General features: G+C 74.0%; 17 protein-coding genes and 1 pseudogene. 8 read left to right on the top strand and 10 right to left on the bottom strand.

Going from position 1 to position 16,023, the window contains the following annotated elements; translation table 11 throughout:
• Positions 1-258: 258 nt before the first annotated feature.
• Complete coding sequence (locus ACIRST_RS40180) at positions 259-1,314, bottom strand: NAD-dependent epimerase/dehydratase family protein (RefSeq protein ID WP_350520798.1); 1,056 nt, start codon at positions 1,312-1,314, stop codon at positions 259-261.
• A gap of 189 nt (positions 1,315-1,503) precedes the next feature.
• On the opposite strand from ACIRST_RS40180, the gene ACIRST_RS40175 reads away from it, so the two are divergent.
• Positions 1,504-1,800, top strand: coding sequence for a hypothetical protein (locus tag ACIRST_RS40175; RefSeq protein WP_402809271.1), 297 nt, complete (start codon positions 1,504-1,506; stop codon positions 1,798-1,800).
• A gap of 69 nt (positions 1,801-1,869) precedes the next feature.
• Here the strand turns inward: ACIRST_RS40175 and ACIRST_RS40170 are convergent, their stop codons facing one another.
• Both ACIRST_RS40170 and ACIRST_RS40165 read right to left on the bottom strand, forming a co-directional pair.
• Positions 1,870-2,577 carry a B3/4 domain-containing protein gene (locus ACIRST_RS40170; RefSeq protein ID WP_402809269.1) on the bottom strand — a complete coding sequence of 236 codons (708 nt, stop codon included), beginning with the start codon at positions 2,575-2,577 and terminating at the stop codon, positions 1,870-1,872.
• A gap of 146 nt (positions 2,578-2,723) precedes the next feature.
• Positions 2,724-3,635 (bottom strand): LysR family transcriptional regulator ArgP, encoded by a 912-nt coding sequence (locus ACIRST_RS40165; protein ID WP_350520801.1) that lies wholly within the window; start codon positions 3,633-3,635, stop codon positions 2,724-2,726.
• Positions 3,636-3,702: 67 nt separating this feature from the next.
• On the opposite strand from ACIRST_RS40165, the gene ACIRST_RS40160 reads away from it, so the two are divergent.
• On the top strand, positions 3,703-4,314 hold the full coding sequence (locus ACIRST_RS40160; protein ID WP_350520802.1) for a LysE/ArgO family amino acid transporter: 612 nt from the start codon (positions 3,703-3,705) through the stop codon (positions 4,312-4,314).
• A 60-nt stretch (positions 4,315-4,374) separates the two neighbouring features.
• On the opposite strand, the gene ACIRST_RS40155 is transcribed toward ACIRST_RS40160, so the two are convergent.
• On the bottom strand, positions 4,375-5,229 hold the full coding sequence (locus tag ACIRST_RS40155; RefSeq protein ID WP_350520803.1) for an AraC family transcriptional regulator: 855 nt from the start codon (positions 5,227-5,229) through the stop codon (positions 4,375-4,377).
• A gap of 162 nt (positions 5,230-5,391) precedes the next feature.
• On the opposite strand from ACIRST_RS40155, the gene ACIRST_RS40150 reads away from it, so the two are divergent.
• Both ACIRST_RS40150 and ACIRST_RS40145 read left to right on the top strand, forming a co-directional pair.
• On the top strand, positions 5,392-5,763 hold the full coding sequence (locus tag ACIRST_RS40150; RefSeq protein ID WP_350520804.1) for a VOC family protein: 372 nt from the start codon (positions 5,392-5,394) through the stop codon (positions 5,761-5,763).
• Between the two features lie 183 nt (positions 5,764-5,946).
• Entirely contained in the window at positions 5,947-6,582 is a 636-nt protein-coding gene (locus ACIRST_RS40145; RefSeq protein WP_402809264.1) for a hypothetical protein, read from the top strand.
• Between the two features lie 47 nt (positions 6,583-6,629).
• Here ACIRST_RS40145 and ACIRST_RS40140 read toward each other — a convergent pair whose 3' ends face one another.
• From ACIRST_RS40140 to ACIRST_RS40130, 3 genes are all read right to left on the bottom strand, one after another.
• Positions 6,630-7,067: a hypothetical protein gene (locus ACIRST_RS40140; protein WP_402809262.1), complete on the bottom strand. Its 438-nt coding sequence runs from the start codon at positions 7,065-7,067 to the stop codon at positions 6,630-6,632.
• An 81-nt stretch (positions 7,068-7,148) separates the two neighbouring features.
• A complete protein-coding gene (locus tag ACIRST_RS40135; protein WP_402809260.1) occupies positions 7,149-7,751 on the bottom strand; it encodes a hypothetical protein in 603 nt (200 codons plus the stop codon).
• Between the two features lie 215 nt (positions 7,752-7,966).
• The gene (locus ACIRST_RS40130) at positions 7,967-9,025 is read right to left on the bottom strand and encodes a medium chain dehydrogenase/reductase family protein (RefSeq protein ID WP_350520808.1); all 1,059 of its coding nucleotides are present in this window, start codon (positions 9,023-9,025) and stop codon (positions 7,967-7,969) included.
• A gap of 121 nt (positions 9,026-9,146) precedes the next feature.
• On the opposite strand from ACIRST_RS40130, the gene ACIRST_RS40125 reads away from it, so the two are divergent.
• Positions 9,147-9,803 carry a TetR/AcrR family transcriptional regulator gene (locus tag ACIRST_RS40125; protein WP_402809257.1) on the top strand — a complete coding sequence of 219 codons (657 nt, stop codon included), beginning with the start codon at positions 9,147-9,149 and terminating at the stop codon, positions 9,801-9,803.
• Positions 9,804-10,070: 267 nt separating this feature from the next.
• On the opposite strand, the gene ACIRST_RS40120 is transcribed toward ACIRST_RS40125, so the two are convergent.
• Together ACIRST_RS40120 and ACIRST_RS40115 are read right to left on the bottom strand one after the other, a co-directional pair.
• Complete coding sequence (locus ACIRST_RS40120; protein WP_402809254.1) at positions 10,071-11,456, bottom strand: histidine-type phosphatase; 1,386 nt, start codon at positions 11,454-11,456, stop codon at positions 10,071-10,073.
• A gap of 310 nt (positions 11,457-11,766) precedes the next feature.
• Positions 11,767-12,750 (bottom strand): DMT family transporter, encoded by a 984-nt coding sequence (locus ACIRST_RS40115; RefSeq protein ID WP_402809251.1) that lies wholly within the window; start codon positions 12,748-12,750, stop codon positions 11,767-11,769.
• Between the two features lie 261 nt (positions 12,751-13,011).
• On the opposite strand from ACIRST_RS40115, the gene ACIRST_RS40110 reads away from it, so the two are divergent.
• Positions 13,012-13,848: an alpha/beta fold hydrolase gene (locus tag ACIRST_RS40110; RefSeq protein ID WP_402809249.1), complete on the top strand. Its 837-nt coding sequence runs from the start codon at positions 13,012-13,014 to the stop codon at positions 13,846-13,848.
• A 25-nt stretch (positions 13,849-13,873) separates the two neighbouring features.
• A pseudogene (locus tag ACIRST_RS40105) lies at positions 13,874-14,011 on the top strand (SUKH-4 family immunity protein); the annotation flags it as partial.
• A 131-nt stretch (positions 14,012-14,142) separates the two neighbouring features.
• On the opposite strand, the gene ACIRST_RS40100 reads toward ACIRST_RS40105, so the two are convergent.
• Positions 14,143-14,832, bottom strand: coding sequence for a TetR/AcrR family transcriptional regulator (locus ACIRST_RS40100; RefSeq protein WP_402809246.1), 690 nt, complete (start codon positions 14,830-14,832; stop codon positions 14,143-14,145).
• Between the two features lie 174 nt (positions 14,833-15,006).
• Between ACIRST_RS40100 and ACIRST_RS40095 the strand changes: the two genes are divergently transcribed.
• The gene (locus tag ACIRST_RS40095) at positions 15,007-16,017 is read left to right on the top strand and encodes a hypothetical protein (RefSeq protein WP_350520844.1); all 1,011 of its coding nucleotides are present in this window, start codon (positions 15,007-15,009) and stop codon (positions 16,015-16,017) included.
• The last annotated feature ends 6 nt before the right edge of the window (positions 16,018-16,023 follow it).

Here is a 16,023-nt window from a genome sequence, read left to right as displayed (position 1 = left end):
CGACCGAACCGCGACGAGCAGGTCCCAGCCGGGGCGGTCGCTGGTCCGTCGCTGCGCTTTTCAATCCGCAGCCAGAGTCGGGGGGGGGGGGGGGGGGGGGGGCGGGGGGGGGGGGGGGGGGGGGCGGGCGGGGGGGGGGGGGGGGGGGGCGGGGGGGGGGGGGGGGGGGGGGGCGGGGGGGGGGGGGGCGCCGGGCCCCCCGCCCGCGCCGGGGGTGCGGGGCGGGGCCCCGGCCCCCGCCCCCCGGCCCCCGGCCCCTCAGGCGCGCAGCGGTGCGGCGGCGAACTCGGCCATCCCCGCCCCGAACGGCACCCGGGCCCTCCAGCCCAGCTCCTCACGCAGCCGGGAGGAATCGGCGGTGATGTGTCGGACGTCCCCGAGCCGGTACTGCCCGGTCACCACCGGGGCCGGCCCACCGTAGGCGTCGGCCAGCGCCCGGGCCATCTCGCCGACCGTGCGCACCTCGCCGCTGCCGACGTTGTACGCCCGGGCCCGGCCCGGGAGGCGGTCACGGACGTCCTCCAGGGCGGCCAGGTTCGCCGCTGCGACGTCGTCGACGTGCACGAAGTCCCGGCGCTGGCCGCCGTCCTCGAACACCCGGGGAGCCTCGCCACGGGCGAGCCGCGAGCGGAACAGCGAGGCCACTCCGGCGTACGGGGTGTCGCGCGGCATGCCCGGGCCGTAGACGTTGTGGTAACGCAGCGTCAGGACCGACCCGTCGCAGGCGCGGGCCCAGGCGGCGGCCAGGTGCTCCTGGGCGAGCTTGGTCGCGGCGTACACGTTGCGGGGGTCGCCCGGGGCGGCCTCGTCCACCAGTCCCGGCCGGAGCGGGGCCCCGCACACCGGGCAGGGCGGTTCGAACCGGCCGGCATCGAGGTCGTCCGGACGCCGTGGTCCGGGCGCCACGCACCCGTGCTCCGGACACGTGTACCGGCCCTCGCCGTAGACCACCATCGATCCGGCCAGGACCAGGCTCCGCACCCCCGTGCGGGCCATCGCGGACAGCAGCACGGCCGTACCGAGGTCGTTGCAGCCGACGTACTCGGGCGCGTCGTCGAGGTCGAGCCCGAGGCCGACCATGGCCGCCTGGTGGCATACCGCGTCCACCCCTGCCAGCGCCCCTCGCACCGCCGACGCGTCCCGGACGTCGCCGTGCCGGAACTCGACGCCGCCCGGCAGCTCGGGCACCGCCCCCGACGGGTGGACCGCGGGCAGGAGCGCGTCCAGCACGCGGACCTCGTGGCCCGCCGTGACCAGGGCACGCACGACGGCCGAACCGATGAACCCGGCGCCGCCGGTGACCAGAATCCTCATGCCCCGGGACGCTACCCGCCGGGCCGCACCGCGGACCGCCGCGACGGCATGGCGTCAGCGATCCGTAAGACGACCGCGCCGGTCGGGTCGGGTCGGCGCAGGGAACCAGGACTCGGGGAACCAGGGCCCGGGCCACCGAGTCCCTCACGGAGGACGGCAGTTCGGGTTCGACATCGAAAGGGGGCGGGGATGCGGGACAGGCGGCCGACCGACCGGGAGCTGCGGCAGATCTTCCACGCGGAACTGGAGCGCGTGCTCGCGGGCGGGGGCCTGCGCTCCTGCTCCGGGCTGGACAACGACACGGACAAGGCGCTCTGGGCGATCGCCTCGGCGGAGCCCGCCGACCGCGAGGCGCTGGCACCGGCCGCCTACCGGGCCTTCGCCGGTCAGCTGGACGGCAGCAACGCGGCCCGCTGGAAGGAGGACCTGCGGCGCAGGTTCGAGGAGCACGCGCAGCGGCGGCAGGCTCCCGGAGGAGCGTCCTGAGCGCTCGCGGGGGCGCTCCGGCGCGGTGCCGGTCCGGGGGGCGTCCGGCCCGGCCCCCGGGACGCCGTCTCAGACGGTGACCCGGGGTCGTTCCGCGCTCAGGTGGTCCACCGCGGTCCGGTCGGCGTGCCGGGCGAGCAGCTTCCGCAACTCCTCGGCCGCGGCCGTGAGGAGCCGGCCGTCGCGGGTGGCGTGGAGGGTTTCGAGGACGAAGGCGACGTGGGTGGAGTCCTCGGTGACACGGGTGCGGTGGGCGTCGCGGTGGTTCCAGTGCCGGGTCAGGATGCCGGTGGTGTCCGCGTAGACGATCTCACCGGGCCTGGGGTGCTCGACGGTGTCGGGCTCGCCGAGCGGCGTGAAGGACTCGCTGCCGTCCGCGGGGCGGATGGCGACCTCGCCGGTGACGTGGTCCAGGTCGAAGGCGCCGGCCGGCAGCCCGTGGCGGACGGAGACGACGTTGTAGGAGTCGACGGCCGGGTTGACCCGCGGCAGGGCGCCCTTCTTGGCGAGGCGCCGGCCCAGCGCGTCGACGCTGGGGCGGACGCGGCGCGGGTTGGTACCGAAGGAGCGGTAGGCGGTGTGCCAGGCCTCGATGCGGGGGTCGGTCTCGTCGGCGGGCCGCCAGGCCCCTTCGGCGAGCTCCCGCTCCAGCTCTGCCACGGCGGCGGCGGTGCCGGTCCACTCCTCACGACCGCGCAGGCCGGTGGCGGTGACCACGGCGATGAGGGTCTCGGGGAAGGCGCCGACGACGGCGGGATCGAGGCGGAACGTGACCATGGACTTCTCTGCTTCCTCGTTGATCGGGTGGGGCGGGGGTCGGTCGGGGCTTCCGGAGGGCGGGTGCCCGGAGGGCGGGTGCACTGTCGCGCACGGCTCGCGGCGCTTCACTCAGGGCACGCGCCGGTACCGCGGGGCTCGCGCCGCTACCGCAGGGCACGCGCCGCTTCCGCCGCGACGGCCGCGGCGACGGCTGCCAGTGCGGGCGAGTCGAGGCGCCACTGCTGCCAGTAGAGCGGGACCTCGACCGTACGGCGTGGGAGGAAGCGGACCAGCGCGCCGCTGCGCAGTCGGGGCTCGGCCTGGCTGCGCGGGACGAGGCCCCAGCCGAGGCCGGCCGCGACGGCATCGGCGAAGCCCTCACTGGACGGGACGTAGTGCCGCCGGAAGCTCGCTCCCCGACCGCCCGTCAGATCGCGGGCGAAGGTGTCCTGCAGCTCGTCACGGCGGTCGAAGCAGACCACCGGGGCGTCAGGGAGCAGCAGGGCCGCGTCGCCGTCGAGCCAGCGCGCGACGAACTGCGGCGCGGCCACCGGCAGGAAGACCATCGCACCGAGCCGCTGCACCGAGCAGCCCGCCACCGGCTGGGGCGTGGAGGTGACCGCGGCCATCACCTCGCCGGCGCGCAGCATGGCGGTGGTGTGCGCCTCGTCCTCGCGGCGCAGGTCGACGTGGATGCGCGCGTCCTGCGCGAGGGAGGCCAGTGCGGGCACGAACCAGGTCGCCAGTGAGTCCGCGTTGACCGCGATCGGCAGCCAGGAGGCACCCGAGGGCCCGGCGTCCTCGGTGCCCCCGGGCATCCCGAGCTCGTCGAGCGCGTCGCCTTCCAACCGGTCGAGCTGACGGGCGTAGCGCACCACGACCTGTCCCGACTCGGTCGCCTTGACCGGCCGCGAGCGGGTCAGCAGGACCCGCCCGGTGCGCTGCTCCAGTGCCTTGATCCGCTGGCTCACCGCCGAGGGCGTCACGTGCAGGGCCGCCGCGGCGGCGTCGAAGGTGCCCTCGTCGACGACCGCGAGCAGGGTCCGGACCAGGTCGTGGGGCAGCTCAGCCTTCATGACAGCTAAGGATACGTAAAAATGTTTAGCTGGCCTTGTGATGTGCTGATTGCCTACGGTGTCGGCCATGGGAAGCACGTTCACCGCCACGGCCGCAGGTTTCGGGGCCGGTCTTTCACTCATCGTCGCCATCGGGGGGCAGAACGCCTTCGTCCTGCGCCAGGGCGTCCGCCGGGAGGCGGTCCTGCCGGTGGTCGCGATCTGCGCGGCCTCCGACGCCGTACTGATCGCCTGCGGCGTCGGCGGGCTCGGCGCGCTGATCACGGCGTGGCCGGCGGCACTGACGGCGGTGCGCGCGGTCGGCGCGGTCTTCCTGCTCTGCTACGCGGTGATCGCCGCGCGCCGCGCCTTCCGGGCCTCCAGCCTGGAGGCCGGCGGACCGACCGTCCACTCCGGGCGCCGCGCGGTGCTCACCTGTCTCGCGATGACCTGGCTCAACCCGCACGTCTACCTCGACACGGTGCTCCTGCTCGGTGCCATCGCCGCCACCCACGGCACACTCCGCTGGGAGTTCGCGCTCGGCGCCGCACTGGCCAGCGTGTGCTGGTTCACCGCGCTGGGCTTCGGCGCCCGTCTGCTCACCGGCTTCTTCCGCCGTGCCTCGTCGTGGCGCGTCCTGGACGCCCTCGTCGCGACGACGATGCTGTTCACCGGCCTGTCGCTGGCCGCGGGCGCCTGACGGCACCTCCGCTGTGCGCGCGTCGCACGCGGTCAGGTGCGCGCGGTCGGTCGCACGCGGTCAGACGCGCGCGGCAGCCAGGAGCCGGCGAAGCCTCGCCGGGGTGTGGCCCAGGTACTGGCGCATGGTCCGGGTCAGATGGGCCTGGTCGGCGTAGCCGAGTTCGGCGGCGAGGGTGCCGAGGCCGTTCTCGCCGGCCTCCAGGCGGTCGAGCGCCCGGCCGATACGGACTCGGTGGCGGTAGCGGGTCACCGAGACGCCGAGCTCGCGGGGGAACGCCCGGCTCAGGCGGTACGGCGAGACACCGAGCAACTCGGCCAGCGGGAGCAGCGCGTTCGAGGCCGGGTGTCCCTCGACGATCGCCTCGCGGGCGGCCGCCACCAGGCGCCGATCGTGTTCGGGCGATGCGCGGCCGAGCGGGGTCGGTCCGGCCACGGTACGGCCGATGGCCGTCGAGAGCAGGGTCAGCAGTTCCTCGGTGAGCGCGTAGTCGACGTCGCCCGAGCGGGCGGTGGCGATGAGGCGCCGGTGGGCCAGGTCGAGCCGCGGGTCGACGTAGAGCGCCTGCCCGGCTCGTCCGGCTCCGGCACCCACGCCCGTACCGGCACCGGCACGGTGACTGTCACCCGCCAGGGAGCGCCACAGCTCCGGCGTGACGCTGATCGCGGTGCAGTGGTCGCCGCCGTCGGGGTGGGCGAAGCTCTCCTCCTGGCCCGGCACACCCACGTAGGCCACCGTCGCGTCGAGGTCCGCGGCGACGCCGGCGGCTCTCCGGCGGAACCGGCCGCGGCGCACCAGCACCACGCGGTAGTCGCTGCGGACTTCCGGCGCCGACCACCGGGTGTGGTCGGCGCGGCAGGCCACCGCGCTGATCCCGAAGTCGGGCCGGGTGGCGAGGGGAACGGCTGTGAGCACGTCGCCGACGCTACCCGGCGGGTCTGACAAACCCCCGCCCCCGCAAGGATGTTCAAGACCGGGACCGGCCGTCACGGGCACGCTGACGGAGTGCGAGGGGCCGGGCCGGAAGGCCGGGACCGCTCGCGCCCCATCCAGTTCGGATACCGAGGAGTCATCGGCATGCCCGTTCTCAAGCAGCTCAGCACGATCGTCATCGACTGCGCCGATCCGGCCGCGCTCGCCGCGTTCTACCACAAGGCCACCGGGTGGGAGATCACCCACAGCGACCAGGACTTCGCCTCGCTGGGCGACGGCACCCCGGTCCGACTCGCCTTCGTCCGGGTCGACGGCTACCGGGCGCCGGGCTGGCCCGGCGGCGCCGCGCACGTGCATCTCGACTTCACCGTCGCCGACGTGCACCGCGCGGCCGAGGACCTGCTCGGCTTCGGTGCGTCCCGGCCGGAGTTCCAGCCGGGTGAGGACGAGTGGATCGTCCTCACGGACCCCGAGGGCCACCCGTTCTGCCTCACCCCCGTCACCGGCGACGCGTGAGCGCGTACAGAGAGGAGAGCGGATTCTGATCCCGCCCGCCCTCGTCCAGGCCTGAACGCCTACGGCCTACGCCTGCGGCCTGCGGTCGTGCGCCGGGCTCGCGTGCCGTACCCCGGCCGCGAGCCCGCGCCAGGCCGAGGCGGGGCGGGCCGGATGTCAGTCACAAGTACTACCGTCCCGGGCATGGGCTTCACCAGTATCTGGGCGATCAGCAGCCACCCGGACGCCTTCATCGCCGACCTCGCACCCCTGCTGCTGCCCGCGATGGAGGCGGACCGCTCCGAGCCCCACGTCCAACGGCGATGGGAGCGGTGGCAGCAGGCTCCGCTGCCCGACCACCGTACGTGGTACGGCAGTTCGGGGCACCCGGCGGCGGATGACGCTGCCGTCCTGTCGTTCCTGGACCTCACCGTCCCGGGGCGTCACATCGACGACCTGTGCTCCGGCACCGTCGATCCGGACTTCTCCGCCATCGAGAACGTGTGGACGGACCGTGCGGACGAGAACATCTTCGTCTCGGTCAATTCCAAGGACTACGCGGTCCAGTCGTTCTTCCATGCCATCGGCCCGGCCCGCGCCACGCTCCTGCCGGGCTGGTGCGGCAACTTCCTCCTCACCTCGGCCGAGGTCCGCCGGACCCTGCCCGACGTGGAGCGCGCCCTCACCTTCACCGACGCCGAACGCGCCGCTGCGGAGGCCCAGGACTGGCTGCACTACTACCCCGGCAAGGAGTGCGTCCTGGACGGCCCGCTGCGGCTGTGGCGCAGCGCCGCCGCGAGCGGTCTCGGCCTGTGCGGGCTGGCCGTTCACATCTCCTGACCTGCCGCCGGCGTCGGCAGGTAGGCCGCTCTGGCGGTTCGACTTCGTCAGTTGCCGCCCAGCAGGTCGCGCAGTCCCTCCTCGAAGTCCGGGAGCGCGTACTGCTCCGTGCCGCGGCCCGGCACTTCGAGCTTCTTCAGCTGCCCGCCGACGACGTGGGACACCAGGGGCGCGGGCAGCGCCTCCGGCCAGAGGCCGGTCCGCTTCCCTTCGGAGAGCACCCGGCGGAACGCCCCGGTGGATCCCCGGAGGCTCCGACCGTTCGCCTTCAACTCGTCCGCGGCACAATCGCCGTCGCCTTCGACGACCTGGAGCAGGATCTGCTGCGCACGGGGCGGCAGGCGCTCGTAGTACGAACGGGCCCGTTCCGGAGTCCAGCGCTCGTCGGCCACGGCGGTCACGACGGCGGCCGGCATGGCGGCCAGGGCGAGCAGCTTCTCCAGCGCCTCGGGGGTCGGATTCTCCACGGTGATCGTGATCCTCATGGCGGACACAGTGACAGCCCGAAGCGTTGAGCACAAATAACCTCGCAAACGCGCTGCAGACAAGAAGCGGTCGGCGCGGCGTCAGGATCGGTCGGGCTCGAACAGCGGGTCGAGCGGCTCGCCGTCGTACCCGACGACAAGGCAGGTCGCCGCGTCCGGCCCCCGGGACAGCTCGGCGAGCCGGGCGAGGGCCGCCGCCTCGGACGGCAGCGCGGCGGGATCGAGACCGAGCGCCCGGGCCGCGCGCTCGCGCCGCCGGTCGAGGTCGGGCACGTCCTCCCGGTAGTCGTCGGCGACGGCGCGGAGCTCTTCGGCCGTCCGCCCGGGTGCGTCCCGCCACCACGGTGCCACGAGGCACAGCTCCACCAACTCCCGCAGCCCGACGGCAAGCGGTCCGGCCACGCCATCGAGGCTCACGAACACCACCGGGCGTTCCTCACCACCCTCGCCGACGAAGCAGAAGGCGTCCCCCGTACCCGCCTGCGCGAACTGCTCCAGCCGGTCCCCGGAGGCGAGACGGACTCCGTCCTCCAGCTCGTGGTCTGCCGGGTTCGCCGCGTCAAGGTCCGCAACCCCGGCGAAGAACGCGATGACCTCCTCATCGGTGGCCAGAAGAGGCAGCAGTGCCCCGGAGCGGGCCGAGCCGCCGCCGGTACCGCCGCCTGCGGGCGTGGATCCGTTCACCCGGCCACCGTAACCGAGGGCCTCGGCAACGGCACCGGCGGCCGTAGCGGCAACGGCAGCCGCAGCCGCAGCCGCAGCCGCAGCGATCATTGCAGGCTGCCACCGGACCGCCTCGCCCGGGAACGGCGGGCTCCCCCGTCGGCGGGCGAACGCCGCCCGCGCCCGGGGCGGGAGATCGGTGCGGGCTGACGGCCGGTGGCGGCCCGTCACCCGGGTCACTCGCCGGGGACGATGACGACCTTGCCGGTGACCGTGCGGGACTCGGCGAGTTCCAGGGCGGCGGCCGCGTCGGCGAGGGGAATGCGGGCGGCGATCTGCGGGGTGAGGACGCCGTCCGCGAGCAGGCCGAGCACCTGGGTGAGGTCCTCGCTGAGGCGGCGGCGGAAGGTCGCGGGGCGGCGCCGGCCGGCCCAGATGTTGAAGAAGTGCGCGTTCCTGCCGTTGGGCAGGTAGTTCCAGAGGAGGAGCCGCGCGAAGACCTTCAGGACGGGCAGTCGCGAGTTGCCCGTCTCGTCCTTGGTCGCGGCGCTGCCGTAGGACACGAGCGTTCCGCCGCGGCGCAGCAGCTGCCAGGACTGCACCAGGCCGGGGCCGCCGACGTGGTCGAACACCGCGTCGACGCCCTGCGGCGCGAGCCGGCGGATCCGGGTGTACATGTCCGGGTCGCGGTAGTCGACCGGGGTGGCGCCGAGGGCGCGGACGGCGTCGTGGTGGCGCGCGGAGGCGGTGCCGATCACGGTGATGCCGGCGTGCCGGGCCAGCTGGACGAGGGTGGAGCCGACGCCGCCGTTGGCGCCCAGGACGACGACGGTGCCGCCGGGGCGGACGGCGGCGAGGCGGTGCAGCATCTGCCAGGCCGTGATGCCGTTGACGACCACGGTCTCCGCCGCGTCCGCGGCCACGCCGTCCGGGACGGGCACCAGGTCCGCGGCCTCGATCAGCAGGTGGCTGGCCCAGGAGCCGGTCTTGGTGACCGCGGCGAACCGGCGGCCGGTCAGCGCCGGGTCCACTCCGGGGCCGGTGGCGGTGACCGTACCGACGACGTCGTAGCCGGGCACGAAGGGGAAGGGCGGCTGGTCGTAGTACTTGCCGCGGCGCATCTGCTGTTCGGCGAACGAGACGCCGGTCGCGTCCATCCGCAGGACGACCTGGCCGGTGGCGGGAGCGGGCAGCGGGCGGGTGCGGACCTGCAGGCCGTTCGGCTCGACCACACCGGGCAGGACGACCTCGGTCGCGACGGTGGTGGAGGTGGAGGTGGAAGTGGTGCCGGTCATGGCGGGCTCCTCGGGGCTGGACGGGCTGTCGGCCGTTGTGCCTACAGCCGTAAAGTTACACATGTAAGACTACGACTGCAAGGCTTCACGCCCGTAAGCTTCACGGCGTAAGGTGACGGGTGTGAATGAAACCAGCACAACGGAAACGGCCGCACCCAAACCGGCCCGTGCGCGCAACCGCCGCGGCGAGGGCGGGCGCCTGCGCGAAGAGATCATCACGGCCGCGGTCGCGCTCCTCGACGAGAGCGGCGACGAGCGCGCCATCACCCTGCGGTCGGTCGCCCGGCGGGTCGGGATCGCCGCCCCGTCCATCTACCCGCACTTCCCCGACCAGCCGGCCATCCTCCTGGCCGTGGTGCAACGCGAGTTCGCCGAACTGGAAAGCCATCTGCGCGCGGCCGCCCAGGACACCGAAGGCGACCCCCGGCAGCGGCTGCGCGCCCTCTGCGACGCCTACCTGGACTACGCCCGGACGAACCCCGGGCGGTACCGGACCATGTTCGGTGGCCTCTGGACACCGACCCTCGGCGAGAGCTCCATCACCGAGGCGGACCTGACCGCGCTCGGCGCAGAAGCCCTGGGCGTCTTCGCCACGGCCATCGGCGACTGCGTCGCCGCAGGTCAGGCCACCAGTACCGACCTGTCCAGCGACGCGGTCGCGCTGTGGCTGGGCCTGCACGGCCTCGCCCACCAGCGCGCGGTCACCCGCGCCTTCCCCTGGCCGGCGGACATCGCCGACCGGCTCGTCTCCGGCCTCGCCCACCTGAAGGACGGGTAGCGCGGCACCCCGGCCGCGTGCGGGGTGGGGGCGTGTCGCGCGGCCACCCCGCACGCACTGCCGAGCCGCCGGCTCCGCCGCACCGCACGCACCGCCGCCCCCGTGACCTCGGCGTCCAAAGCCCCGGGGCGACCTGCGCACCTGTCAGAAGGCAGGTCCCCTGAGGACCGATCCGCACACCCGCCGAACGCACCTCCGGCCGGGCCCGTGCAGGGCACGGACCCGGCCTGAGGCCCCAAGGGCGTCAGCCGTGCACGAGGCAGTGCTTCAGCCGTGCACGAGGCAGTGCTTCAGCTCGTCGAGCTCGTAGAAGTAACTGCCCTTGGCGACCGGCTCGCAGGACGACGCGAAAGCCGTCTCCTTCTCGTTGTAGAGCATGCGCACCAGGTAGGTGGCCGGCCGCCCCTCGGAGGGCGTGTTCGCGAACAGGTCCCACTGGATGTTCGCAGCCATCGGCGAGACCTCCGCTCCGCGCCACGGGTTGTTCCCGTACGCGTACGGCTGCCCGGGTTCGGCGGGCTCGGTGCTGCCGGGCAGTCCCATCAGGGCCGCGAGCGGCTCGATCTCCTCGGCGTGGGTGAAGCGCAGCACCGCGCCGTTGCCGTTGGTGCCGTCGGCCTTGGCCTGGGCCTGGGCGAGGAGGTCGTCGAGGAGGACCCCGGCCATCCGGTAGGTGATCGTGCGTCCGCTGAACGCGGGGCCCTTCTGGTAGAACTCCTCGGCGTCGTCGAGGTAGGCGAGCCATTGGGCGTCGCGGCGTGCCAGGAACGGGGTGAGGTCCACGTCCGGCGCCTCGACGTTCAGGTCGGGCGCCGCGCTGTAGAGCTGGTACAGCGAACGGGCGAAGGCGACCTGCTCCTCGCCGGACAGCGCCGCGGCGAAGTCCTCCCGGAACAGGCGCGCCACGACCCGGTGCGCCGTTTCGGTGGTGCGCGGGTCACCGTCGATCCCGGCGAGGACCTCGGCCAGCTGCGGATCACTCTTCACGTACGCCTGGTAGTCGGCGTTCTGCGGCTGCTTGTGGAAGTACAGCAGGTTCTTGTCGGTGACCGGCGCCTTGATCAGGCCCGCCAGCGCCGGATCGCCGGAGGCCAGCGCGCCGGTGAACGCATCGGCGCTCGCCACCGTCCGCGGCACCCCCGACGTCTCCACCACGATGGGCTCGTGCCGGGCGGCGATGTCCGTGAACAGGCTCGGCAGCCGCTGCTCCAGGCGCAGCGCGGTCTGCCGGTGTTCCTCGGCTCCGCGGGCGGAGAGGTTGCCGTAGCCGAGCGCGGCGGCCGCGGTCAGCAGTGACTGCACCTGCGGGCCCAGCCGCGCACCGAGGCCGGTGAGGGCGCCCTGGTCCTGCGCCTTGCGCAGGACGGCGAGCACGGCGTCGCCGTCGCCGCCGTCCGTCATGGCGCGGGAGCCGTGGCGGGCGACGTTCTCGGTGAAGACCGACACGAAGCCCTTCGGTGCCTTCTGATAGTGGCCGGGCCTGCCCTGCGGGGCGTACGGGGTCTTGGTCCCGTAGACGTCGCGCCCGGCGTGCGACGGACCGGCGTGCGACGGACCGGACCGATCCCGCGCGGAGGCGGTGCCGGCGGTGAACAGCACGCCGGCGGCGAGACAGACGGCCATGGTGGCGGACAGGGGGGCGGTGCGCTTCACGGCGGCCCTTCGGGTCGGGGCGGGCTACCTGTCGGTAGCTGTGGTCTGCCGCAAGGTGGCATGGCCACGCAAAGCCCTGCCGACGCCGCGTCATGGCCCCGGTGAAGGACGGCTGAACGCTCACCACCGGACCGCCGGACCGGTGCGCGGCCGCCGGGTCGCCTCGGGGCGCGTGCGTGCGGTGCGCCGGAACCGGTCGGCCCCGGCGCACCGCATCGCCCTCATCCCGCCGGGCGAGCGGTCAGCGGTCAGCGGTCGGCAACCGGTCAGCGAGCGCTGGACAGCTGCCCGACGCCCGGTCGATGCCCGGTCAGAAGTTCGCCTCCCGCCGCGATTCGGCGACTGCGAGGCCGGCGATGGCCGTGAGCATCAGCACCGTGCCGACGACCGTGGCCGCGGTGAGCCGCTCGCCGAGGAGCAGGACGGCGAGCACTGCCGCGCCGACCGGCTCGATGAGCATCACCACCGACGCCGTGGCGGCCCGGACGGCACCCGCCCCCGCGAAGTACAGCGGGTAGGCGACCGCCGTCGTCACGGTGGCGACGTAGAGCATCAGCAGCACGACCTGGCCAGGGTGGGCGGTGTGCGGCACCAGGCCCTCGGCCCACGCGAAGGGCAGCAGGACCGCCGCGCCGACGGCGAAGGACCCCACCGTGAGGGTGTACGGGTCCTCGCCGTCGCCGTGCCGTCCGGTCCACCGACCGAGGACGTTGGACACGGTGAACCCGGCGGCGGACAGCAGGGCCATCCCCACGCCGACGGGGTGGACGACGGCGGCCCCGTTGCCCAGCACCAGGACGGCGAGGCCGGTCAGCGCGCCGGCGACCGCGAGCAGCCCGGCGGGCCCGGTACGCTCGCCCAGGAACAGGCGCCCGGCAGCCGCCGTGAACACCGGGGCCGCCCCGAGCGTGACGATGGTGCCGACCGCGAGCCCGGTGTCCTGCACGGCGGCGAAGTAGGCGGTCTGAAAGACCGCCAGGCCGACGCCGGTGCCCGTGAACAGCAGCACGCGGCGGCCCTTGAGCCACGGCGTCCGGCGCGCTCCGCGGGCGGGCCGTACGACACCGGCCGGCCGGAGGGCCCGGGCGGGCCGCACGGCGCGGGCCGCCAGCAGCAGCGCCACGCCGGTCAGGAGCCGCCAGAACGAGACGGCCACGGGTCCGAAGTCACTGGACCGGTAGACGATGTCCACGGCGGCTCCGGTGGTGCCCCAGGTGAGGCCGGCGAACGCCAGGCAGGCGAGGCCGCGGCGCACGGAGCGTGACGCCGTCGTGGTGGCAGGGGTCGGTGCCACAGCAGTTTTCGACACGGAGGAATCTCCAGACGGAGCAGATGGTCGTGGTCTCGCGTCTGCGGGGCACGACCGATCAGCGCGTACCGGCCCACGGCCGACCTACGCGCCGGTGTCGACGGCGACCCGCCTCAGAGGGCGGGCGGCGAGAGAACTGCTGCGAAAGACATGCTCCCCACCGTACGCCACCCGGGCGAAGCCCCCTGTGCGACCCCGGGCGCTGTACCCTTCCCGTCGAGAAGTCACGGGGGGCGAGGGGCGCCGATGGAGCACGCGGCCGAGCACGGGACCGAATACGGGGCCGAGCACAGGACAGAGCACGCGACGACGCCCGACGGGATCCGGATCGCCTACCAGGTCCGAGGCGCGGGGGCGCCGCTCGTCCTGCTGGCCGGCCAGGCGAACAACCACCACTGGTGGGACGGGGTGCGCGACGACTTCCACGCCGTCCGCAGCACCGTCACCCTCGACTACCGCGGTACGGGCGCGAGCGACAAGCCCGACCGGCCCTACAGCACCGAGGGCTTCGCGCGGGACGTGATCGCCGTCCTCGACGAACTCGGCGTCGACCGGGCCGACGTCTACGGCACGTCCATGGGCGGGCGCGTGGCCCAGCAGCTCGCCGCCCGCCACCCCGAACGGGTGGGCGCCCTGGTGCTCGGCTGCAGCTCCCCCGGAGGCCCGCACGGTGTCGCGCGCGACAACGATGTGCGCAGGTCACTGGCACAACCCGAACCGGCGGCCGCCCGGCAGGCCCTCCTGGAACTCATGTACACCCCGGACTGGCTCGCGGACCATCCGGGCCCCCACCGGACGCTCGGTGACCCGGGCATGCCCGCCCACGCCCGGCGCCACCACCTGGCGGCCAGCAACCGGCACGACGCGTGGGACCTCCTGCCGGGCATCGGCGCACCCACCCTCGTCGTGCACGGAACCGACGACCGGCTCAACCCCACGGCCAACGCGCCCCTGCTCGCCGACCGGATCCCCGGCGCCCGACTGCACCTGATCCCCGGCGCACGGCACGCCTACTTCGAGGAGTTCCGCGCCCTCGCGAGCCCGCTCGTCCTGGACTTCCTCACCACCGCGCGACCGGCCTGAGTTCCGCTCCGGCCGGAGTGAGGACGTCGCGGACTACGAGGACTACGTCGCCGACCTCCTGGTCCGGGCCCGGCAACAGGATCCGGCCGCGTTCAGCGACGAGGACGGTTGGTGGTCCCGGGTGTTCGAGGAGGTCGAGCTGGGCGTGCTGGGCCCCGAATGACGGGGCCGCCGATCCTCACTTGTTGAGCCACCGACTCCTGAGCCGCAGTCGGATCGGGGCCACGGTGACCCCGGTGGCGGGGACGTGAGCGCGCTCGTCACCGCCCGGACGGGTCGGGGCAGGCGTCGCCGTCAGGGCCGGGCGCCTCGCTCGGCGGCGTCGAACGCGGGGGCGAGCGGGGCCAGTGCGGCCCGGAGCTGGTCGGGCAGTGAGCCGGTGGGGACGACCAACCCTCCGGTGCCGAGACTCCCGGCGGCCTCCGCCACCTCCGCTGCCTCTGCGGTCCCGGCCGGCCGGAGCCAGCCTTCCAGCGCGATGCGTACCGCCGCGGCCACGCTCGCCGCGAGGACGCGGGCCGTGTGCACTCCCGTGTCACCGAGGCGTTCGGCGATCACCGCCGCGAGCGGGGCCTCGATGCCGGCGGTGGTGTCGAGGAACGCTTCGCGCAGCGCGGTCCGGGCGGTGATCAGCAGCAGCGCCCGGGGTTCGTGCTCGCCGGTGGTCGTGTACTGCTCGACCACGGCTTCGGTGACGGCGTCGGCCAGGCGCAGGCCTGCGGGCCGGGCCGCGACCGCCGACGCGATCCTCACCTCGCGGTCCGCGGTGACGGCGGAGACGATCGCCTGCTCGCGACTGGCGAAGTAGTTGTTGTAGGTGCGCGGTGAGACCCCGGCGGCCTCGGCGATGTCCTCGACCCGCACCTGGTCCGGTCCGCGCTCCACGGCCAGGCGCAGGGCTGCTTCGCGTAGCGCCGCGCGCGTGGCCTGCTTCTTCCGTTCCCGCAGCCCTGCCGGTGGTGGTGCTGGTGGTGGTGTCGTCACGGGTGCCAGCATCCCACACTGATTGCGCGCACGCACTCTTACGCACACGCACTCTTACGCACACGAAATCTTGCGCGTGCGCATTTTTTCTGCCAGCCTCGACCCGACCGACGCCCCAGCCGACGCCCCAGCCGGGGCCCCGACGGAGAGGACGACACCGTGCGAGCACGAGGAATGACCTACGACACCGGATTCGTCGTTCACGGCCGGACATCCCGCGAGCACGTCGACCCAGCCGTGGTTCGGCGCGAACTCGCGATCATCCGCGACGACCTGCACTGCAACGCGGTCCAGATCATCGGCGGCGACCCGGACCGACTGGAGTCGGCCGCCCGCGCCGCCGCGGAGCTCGGCCTGGAGGTCTGGTTCTCGCCCTATCCGCTGGAACTGGACTCGGAGCAGATCCTCGCGCTCTTCCGCGACTGCGCGGAGCGCGCGGAACGGCTCCGACAGCGGGGGGCCACGGTCGTGTTCGTCGCAGGGGTCGAGCTGAGCGTGATGAACCGCGGGTTCCTGCCCGGCGGGAGCCCCGAGGAGCGGGTCGAGCAGCTGATGGGCCGACCCGAGCGGAGGGCGGACGCGATGCGCGAGCTCGGCGTGCGCCTCAACGCGTTCCTCCGCGAGGCCGCGGCCACGGTCCGCGAGCGCTTCGGGGGCAGGCTCACCTACGCCTCCATCCAGTTCGAGCAGGTCGACTGGGCCCCCTTCGACATCGCGACGTTCGAGCTGCTCCGCTCCGCCGAGGTCGCCGACCGGTTCCGGGAGGCGGTGCGCACCCTGGCGCAGGGGCCGAAGCCGCTCGCCATCACCGGGTTCGGCACCGCGGCCTACCGCGGCGCGGGGGACCGCGGCGGGCGGGTACTGGAGGTGGTCGAGCACGACCCGGAGACCAAGGCGCCCACCCGACTGAACGGCGTCTACGAGCGCGACGAGGCCGGCCAGGCGACTTACCTGAGCGAACTGCTGGAGATCTTCGAGACCGAGGGCGTGGACAGCGCGTTCGTCTTCCTCTTCGCCCTGCCCGGTTACCCGCACCGCCCGGACGGCGATCCCAGGGACGATCTGGACCGGGCCGGCCTCGGCATCGTCAAACTCCTCGAAGGACGCCGGGGGCAGACCTATCCCGACATGGCATGGGAACCCAAGGCCGCCTTCGCAGCAGTGGCGCAGCGGTACCGGAGGTGACGCCCC

Source organism: Kitasatospora sp. NPDC101447 (genome assembly GCF_044767225.1).
Classification (GTDB): Bacteria; Actinomycetota; Actinomycetes; order Streptomycetales; family Streptomycetaceae; genus Kitasatospora.
This window is presented reverse-complemented; position numbering and strand designations above follow the sequence as displayed.